The sequence below is a fragment of the Tenacibaculum amylolyticum genome (genome assembly GCF_964511145.1).
Classification (GTDB): domain Bacteria; phylum Bacteroidota; class Bacteroidia; order Flavobacteriales; family Flavobacteriaceae; genus Polaribacter; species Polaribacter amylolyticum.
In genome coordinates, this window is the sequence record NZ_CAZEFZ010000059.1 from 1 (window position 1) to 1348 (window position 1348).

General features: G+C 29.3%; 1 protein-coding gene. It reads left to right on the forward strand.

All coding sequences use genetic code 11. The features are described 5' to 3' along the window. Positions 1 to 310 precede the first annotated feature (310 nt). Positions 311 to 1309 (forward strand): IS110 family RNA-guided transposase, encoded by a 999-nt coding sequence (locus tag ACKTTC_RS13145; protein WP_408040295.1) that lies wholly within the window; start codon positions 311 to 313, stop codon positions 1307 to 1309. Positions 1310 to 1348: the final 39 nt, after the last annotated feature.

The following is a 1348-nucleotide window of genomic DNA, read 5'->3' on the forward strand; positions in this document are numbered from 1 at the left end:
CCCTTAGTTTAGCTAAGTTGTTCATATAGAGTTTTTAACAGAAGAAATAAATAGATATAAATGATTGATTTTCTTTTCTTTTTGCTTCTTTTTCTTTTCTTTGTTGATAACCTCAATAATTGTGGATAACTACCCAACCGATAGAGGCTAATTAGGCAGCGAATAAAGTTTTTAGACTTATCTTGCGATTAAATCTTCTATCGGTTATTTCTGAACTAGTATCAAATGGAAATTAAGGTTATTAGACCTATTATCAGGGTTTCGATTGTATTCAGAATTTTGGGTTAGCTATCTCTAAAAATATCTAATCATGAATAAACAAATTTTTTCTCAATTTATTGGTATTGACCTTTCAAAATCTACATTTGATGTAGCTATTATTGATAATAATAACAAATCAAACTCTTATGTTTTTGAAAATACAACTAAAGGAATTAAAGCTTTTTTAAGATTATTAAAAAATCAAAAAATGGACTTATCCGAAACTTTTATTTGCATGGAACATACAGGCATTTATGGTAAACTCATCATAACAAAGTTAGTAGAAAAGAAAGCAAATATCTGCGTAGAAATGTCTTTGAAGATAACAAGAAGTTCAGGGATACAACGTGGAAAAAACGATAAAATAGATGCTTTAAGAATTGCTAGATATGCAGCAAAAAACTACCCAGAACTTAGGTTATACCAGCCTATGCCTGAGGTGCTACACAAAATTAGAACATTAATAACTATTAGGGAACAATTAGTAAAAAGTAAAACTAGTTTAGTAAAATATCCTAATGAGTTGAAGCATTTTGCGCCTGAATTAAGCAAAATAGCCCAAAAGAACATAAAAAAATCTGTAAAGGTTTTTACTGATGAAATTAAACGAATTGAACGGGAAATTCAAACATTAATATTTTCTGATCAAAAGCTTAATACTACTATAAGTTTAGCTACATCGGTTACTGGAGTAGGTCAAATTACAGCTCTTTACTTAGCTATATTTACTAATATGTTTACACGTCATCAAAACGCTAAACAATTAGCTTGCTATTGTGGTGTTGTACCTTTTGAATATAGCTCTGGAACTAGTCTCAAAAGAAAATCAAAAGTGCATCATATGGCTAATAAAACTCTCAAAAGACAATTACATCTATGTGCTTTAGCTGCAATACGGCATGACATAGACCTCAAAATGTATTACAACAGAAAAGTAGAGGAAGGTAAATCTAAAATGTTAGTTATTAACAATGTCAGAAATAAGCTTGTACATAGAATCTGTGCCGTTATTAAAAAACAAAAACCTTATGTCAAAACTATAGCTTAAATTTTATTGCTTTTTACTTGTTTTTATCATGGAAATCGC

Bases quoted from the DNA above. Each gene is read 5' to 3' on its own strand.
- ACKTTC_RS13145 (WP_408040295.1), top strand. From the start codon at position 311: ATGAATAAACAAATTTTTTCTCAATTTATTGGTATTGACCTTTCAAAA.